General features: G+C 68.0%; 5 protein-coding genes. 4 read left to right on the top strand and 1 reads right to left on the bottom strand.

What is annotated here, in order from left to right; all coding sequences use genetic code 11:
• A partial coding sequence (locus SCI24_RS20245; protein ID WP_318727090.1) for an NnrS family protein occupies positions 1-739 on the top strand: 739 nt, incomplete at its 5' end.
• Positions 740-854: 115 nt separating this feature from the next.
• Entirely contained in the window at positions 855-2,240 is a 1,386-nt protein-coding gene (gene hemN, locus SCI24_RS20240) for an oxygen-independent coproporphyrinogen III oxidase (RefSeq protein ID WP_318727089.1), read from the top strand.
• 78 nt (positions 2,241-2,318) lie between these two features.
• On the opposite strand, the gene gdhA is transcribed toward hemN, so the two are convergent.
• On the bottom strand, positions 2,319-3,671 hold the full coding sequence (gene gdhA / locus SCI24_RS20235) for an NADP-specific glutamate dehydrogenase (protein WP_318727088.1): 1,353 nt from the start codon (positions 3,669-3,671) through the stop codon (positions 2,319-2,321).
• A 478-nt stretch (positions 3,672-4,149) separates the two neighbouring features.
• On the opposite strand from gdhA, the gene ubiT reads away from it, so the two are divergent.
• Both ubiT and SCI24_RS20225 read left to right on the top strand, forming a co-directional pair.
• Positions 4,150-4,635, top strand: a complete 486-nt coding sequence (gene ubiT, locus SCI24_RS20230) for a ubiquinone anaerobic biosynthesis accessory factor UbiT (protein ID WP_318727087.1) — start codon at positions 4,150-4,152, stop codon at positions 4,633-4,635.
• 72 nt (positions 4,636-4,707) lie between these two features.
• Positions 4,708-6,076: ribonucleotide reductase N-terminal alpha domain-containing protein (locus tag SCI24_RS20225; RefSeq protein ID WP_412930292.1), on the top strand; the 1,369-nt coding region annotated here is incomplete at its 3' end.

Below are 6,076 nucleotides of genomic sequence, written 5' to 3'. Positions count from 1 at the left end.
GCTCGGGCTGCTCTGCCTGCTGGCGGCGGCCAGCCTGGCGGCGCGCCCGGCCTTCCCGGGACTGCTCTCGCCCCTTCTCCACCAGGGGGCGTTCTGGCTGCTGCTGCTGATGGCCTTCATGGGCGGCCGGGTGATCGCCCCGGCGGTGAACGGCCACCTGATGGCACGCGACCGGGTCGCCGGGGCCGGCGTGCAGCCGCGGCTCGAGGGGGCCCTGATCGGCCTGCTGGGTGCGACGGGAGTGCTGGCGATCTGGCCGCCGCTGTGGCCGCTGGCCGGGGCGGTGCTGGCGCTGGCCGGGGCGCTGATCCTGGTGCGGCTCTGGCGCTGGTCGCCCTGGACGCTCCGCGATCGGCCGGACCTGCTCGGCCTGCTGCTCGGTTATGCCTGGCTGGGCGTGGGGGCCCTGCTGGTGGCGGGCGACCTCCTGGCGGGGGGCTCGCCGGTGGGCGGGCTCCATGCGATCACCGTGGGGGCGCTCGGCACCCTGGCCAGCGGCATCATGCTGCGCCAGGCGATCCTGAGGGCCAGGGGGCGCCCCGTGGAGGAGCGTTGGCTGGCGCCCCTGGCCGGGCTCTTCACCCTGGCGGCGGGGCTGAGGCTCGCGCTGCCCCCGGCTGGCCTGCCAGTGCTGTGGGGCGCCGCCGGTGCCTGGAGCCTGGCCTGGCTGCTGGTGGCCTGGCGCCTGGTGCACTGGTGGCGGCGGGCTGCTGCCGCGGTGCCTTCTACCTCGCCTTGATCTGGGTCAGCTACCTCTTGAAGGGTACCGACGTGCCCGGTCATGGCTGGCATAATTCGCCCATGTGGTGGTGGCCGCGGCCGCCGCCTTACGGTTCCAGAGGCTCGATTCGATCATGCAAGATACCCTGCCGTTCATCCGCCCCCTGGTCGAGAAGTACGACCGCCCGGGGCCGCGCTATACCTCCTATCCCACGGCGCCGCAGTTCCAGGCGGCCTTCGCCGAGGACGACTATCGTGCCGCCGCCGAGCGCAGCAACCGGGCCGCGACGCCCAAGCCGCTGTCGGCCTACGTGCACATCCCGTTCTGCGAGAGCCTCTGCTACTACTGTGCCTGCAACAAGATCATCACCCACAACCGCGAGCGGGCCGCGGAGTACCTCGCCTGGCTCAAGCGCGAGGTTGCGCTCCAGGGGGCGCTGTTCGACGACTCGCGGCGCATGACCCAGCTGCACCTGGGCGGTGGCACCCCCACCTATCTGAGCAACGACCAGCTCGGCGAGCTGATGGGTGCGCTGGACGCTGCCTTCCACTTCGCCGAGCCCGAGGCGCGGGAGTTCTCCCTGGAGGTGGATCCCCGCACCGTGACCCCCGAGCAGATCCATGAGCTCCATACCCTGGGGTTCAACCGCCTGAGCTTCGGCGTGCAGGACTTCGACACCCGTGTCCAGGAGGCGGTCAACCGCATCCAGAGCGAGGCCCAGGTGGTGGAGCTGGTGGCCGCGGCCCGCGAGGCCGGTTTCCAGTCGGTGAGCGTCGACCTGATCTACGGCCTGCCGCTGCAGACCGTGGCGAGCTTCGATGCCACCCTGGACAAGATCATCAGGCTGCGCCCGGACCGCATCGCCGCCTACAGCTATGCCCACCTGCCGGAGCTGTTCAAGGCCCAGCGGCTGATCCGCCCCCAAGACATGCCGCCGCCGGAGCGCAAGATCGAGCTGCTGGAGCTGACCATCCGCCGCCTCACCGAGGCCGGCTATGTCTATATCGGCATGGACCATTTCGCCCTGCCCGAGGACGAGCTCTCGCTGGCGAAGGAGAACGGCACCCTGCAGCGCAACTTCCAGGGCTACTCGACCCATGCCGACTGCGACCTGATCGGCCTGGGGAATACCGCCATCGGCAAGGTGGGCGACAGCTACAGCCAGAACGTCAAGGAGACGGCCGAGTACCAGGCGCGCCTCGAGGCGGGACGGCTACCGGTGATGCGCGGTTACCGCCTGAACGCCGATGACCTGCTGCGACGCGATGTGATCAACGCCCTGATGTGCCATGGCCGCATCGACTTTGCCGCCATCGAGGCGGACCATGACATCGCCTTTCGCGACTATTTTGCCGACGCCCTCGCCGAGCTGGAGGAGATGGCGGACGATGGCCTGCTGGCGATCGATGAGGGGAGTATCGCGGTGCTGCCGGCCGGGCGTCTGATGATGCGCAACGCCGCCATGGCCTTCGATGCCTACCTGAGCCACGGCCCGGGGCGCTACTCGCGCACCGTCTGAGCCCCGATCGCCTTCCGACACGACACGGCGCCCCGAGGGGCGCCGTGTCGTGTTGCATGGAAGCCGGCCGGGCTGGGCTTAGACGACGCCCTGCTCGAGCATGGCGTCGGCCACCTTGCGGAAGCCGGCGATGTTGGCGCCCAGTACCAGGTTGGTGGGGTCGTCGAACTCCTCGGCGGTCTCGGCGCACTGGCGGTGGATGTTGGCCATGATCTCCTTGAGCCTGGCGTCGACCTTCTCCAGCGGCCACTGCTCCATGCTGCTGTTCTGGGCCATCTCCAGCTGGCTGGTGGCCACGCCGCCGGCATTGGCAGCCTTGCCGGGACCGTAGGCAACCTTCGCGGCCAGGAAGCGATCCACGGCCGCGGCGGTGGAGGGCATGTTGGCCCCCTCGCTGATGCAGGTCACGCCATTGCCCAGCAGGGCCTCGGCATCGGCTTCGGTCAGCTCGTTCTGGGTGGCGCAGGGGAAGGCCACGTCGCCCTCGATGCGCCAGACCGCATGGCCGTCGGCCGGGTAGTCGCCGGCCGGCAGGTAGCGCGCCTCGGGATGCTTTTCCAGGTAGGCCTCCAGCGAGACGCGCTGGACCTCCTTGAGCTCCTTGAGCAGGTCCAGATCGATGCCATCGGCGTGATGAAGGGTGCCCCGGGAGTCCGAGCAGGTGACGGGGATCGCGCCGAGCTCATAGAGCTTCTCGATAGTGTAGATGGCCACGTTGCCGGCACCGGAGACCAGGCAGGTCTTGCCCTCCAGGGTCTCGCCGCGGGCCTCGAGCATGTTCTCGGCGAAGTAGACGGCGCCGTAGCCGGTGGCCTCCTTGCGGCCGATGGAGCCGCCCCAGTTGAGGCTCTTGCCCGTCAGCACACCCTCATAGCGGCCGGTCAGGCGCTTGTACTGGCCATAGAGGAAGCCGATCTCGCGGGCCCCCACGCCGATGTCGCCGGCCGGCACGTCGGTGGTCGGGCCGATGTGGCGATAGAGCTCGCTCATGAAGGCCTGGCAGAAGCGCATGATCTCGCCGTCCGACCGGCCCTTGGGCTCGAAGTCCGATCCGCCCTTGCCGCCGCCGATGGGCAGCCCGGTCAGGGCATTCTTGAAGATCTGCTCGAAGCCCAGGAACTTGATGGTGCCCGAGGTGACGCTGGGGTGGAAACGCAGCCCGCCCTTGTAGGGGCCGAGGGCGGAATTGAACTGGACGCGGTAGCCCTTGTTGACCTGCACCTTGCCGGCGTCGTCGGTCCAGCATACGCGGAACATGATCTGGCGCTCCGGCTCGACGATGCGCTCGATGATGCCGTGGTCGAGGTAGTGGGGGCTGCGCTCGAAGAGCGGGCGCAGGCACTCCAGCACCTCCTCGGCGGCCTGGTAGAACTCGGTCTGGGCCGGGCTGCTCCGGCGCAGGGCCTCGAGGGTGTCGTGGACGTAGGGCATGGGGAGATTCCTGTGCGATCGAAACGGGTCGGCAGCACTATAAGGCAATGCACCATTATGCAGCAAATGCATGGGTCATGCGGGGATTAGACATAGTATTGAGCCGAAATATCTTCAAAATCGCGAAAAGCTGTGCACCAGTTTGATGCATTAAAATTATTTCATAGATGGTGATTAAACGAAGCTGCCTTTGCTCGATGGGCGAGCGAGGCGCGCCCCCTTGTGCCGGCCCGCCATGCCGGCGTTCCGCAGGGGGTGGAGCCGGCGCATCACCGGCCTGTCGGGGGCATTCGGGAGGCCGTGACAGTTTTTGCACATCTTGTGCTTGAGTCCGGCCAGTGGTCTATATATGGTACTGGCCCAGCGTGATTCACGGTGCCGGCGACGGCTTGACGCATGTCAGTGCAGGCGGTTTAGATGGCCCCTAGGATGAGCGGTTCGGCGGCCCAGCCGCGTCGACGTCATCAGGAGAACCTTCATGTCCCTGCCCCTACCGTCATTGTCGCTTCCGCGCCCGCCCGTCCCGAGCCGCCTGATTCGCACCCTGGACCCTTGCGTGCCGCTGGCCGTCAAGCGCCGGGTGGTGGAGCCGGTGCTCAACCGCACCTTCGCCGAGCCGCTGGAGGAGGGCGAGTTCGATGCCCTGGAGGGGCGCCGGATCAGCCTGGACATCGAGGATCTCGGCGTGACGCTGACACTGAGCCTCGTGGCACAGCGCCTGGTGCTCTGCCACGAGCCCGGCGAGGCCACCATCCGCGGCGGCTGGCGCGAGTTTTTATGTCTCGCCACCCGGCGCGAGGATCCCGACAGCCTGTTCTTCCAGCGTCGCCTGCTGATCGAGGGCGACACCGAACTGGGCCTGATGGTCAAGAACCTCCTCGACGGACGCGAGGAGGGCCTGGCCCAGGGCCGCCTCGGCGACTGGCTCCACCGCCTGGAGTGCCTCGCGGCCCGCGATCACTGACCTGCCGCCCGCGGCATCCGAAGACCGACAGCGTTACACCGACAACGACGACACCGCTCTGGAGACCCCCGCATGAGCACATCCGCCAAGGCCGTCAAGACCTCCAACGAGGTGCCCCTGCAGTTGCCCTCCCGCGACATCTGGGATGCCAAGTACCGCCTCAAGGACCGTCACGGCCACCCCGTGGACAAGGACGTCACCGCCACCTGGGATCGCGTGGCACGGGCCCTGGCGGCCGTGGAGGACGACAAGGCCGAGGAGTGGCTGCCCCGGTTCCGCTGGGCGCTGGAGAACGGGGCCATCCCCGCCGGTCGGATCATGTCCAACGCCGGTGCCGAGGCCTACAAGCCGGCGGTGAGCCTGATCAACTGCACCGTCTCGCGCACCATCCGTGACTCCATGCACGACATCCTCGATTCGGTGGTGGATGCCGGCATGACCCTCAAGGCGGGCTGCGGCATCGGCTACGAGTTCTCCACCCTGCGCCACAAGGGGGCCTTCGTGTTCGGCGCCGGCGCCGGCACCAACGGTCCGCTGGCGTTCATGGATATCTACGACAAGATGTGCTTCACGGTGGCCTCGGCGGGTGGGCGTCGCGGCGCCCAGATGGGCACCTTCGACGTCGGCCATCCCGATGTCCGTCAGTTCATCGAGGCCAAGCGCGAGGCGGGCCGCCTGCGCCAGTTCAACCTCAGCCTGTTGATCACCGACGAGTTCATGGAGGCGGTGAAGCAGGACGCCGACTGGCCGCTGGCCTTCCCGCTCCACGAGGGCGAGAGGGACGACGTCGAGGAGAGCGAGCTGATCTACCGCGACTGGCCGGTGATCGAGGAGGGCTATACCGTCGATGCCGAGGGGCGCGTGGCCTGCCGCATCGTCGAGGTGATCAAGGCCCGCGAGCTGTGGGACACCATCATGGCCTCGACCTACGACTTCGCCGAGCCGGGTTTCATCCTGATCGACCAGGTCAACCGGATGAACAACAACTGGTTCTGCGAGGAGATCCGCGCCACCAACCCCTGCGGCGAGCAGCCGCTGCCCCCCGAGGGCGCCTGCCTGCTCGGCTCGGTGAACCTGACCCGCTTCGTCATCGACCCCTTCGGCAAGAAGCCGCGCTTCGACTGGGAGCGCTACCGCCAGGTGGTGGCGATCTTCACCCGCATGCTCGACAACGTGGTGGAGATCAGCGCCCTGCCGCTCCCGGGCCAGCGCCGCGAGATCGAGGCCAAGCGCCGCCACGGCATGGGCTTTTTGGGGCTGGGCTCGACCCTGACCATGCTCAAGATCCCCTACGGCTCCCCCGAGTCGCTGGCCTTCACCGAGGAGGTGAGCCGCAACCTCGCCCTGGAGGGCTGGAAGCAGGCCCTCGAGCTCTCCCGCGAGAAGGGCATGGCCCCGGCCCTGGCCGAGGACTACGAGATCACCCCGCGGATGATGCGAG

The sequence above is a fragment of the Halomonas sp. genome (genome assembly GCF_033549285.1).
Lineage (GTDB): Bacteria > Pseudomonadota > Gammaproteobacteria > Pseudomonadales > Halomonadaceae > Halomonas.
The sequence above is the reverse complement of the archived record's forward strand: the minus strand, read 5'-3'. Positions and strand labels throughout refer to the sequence as shown.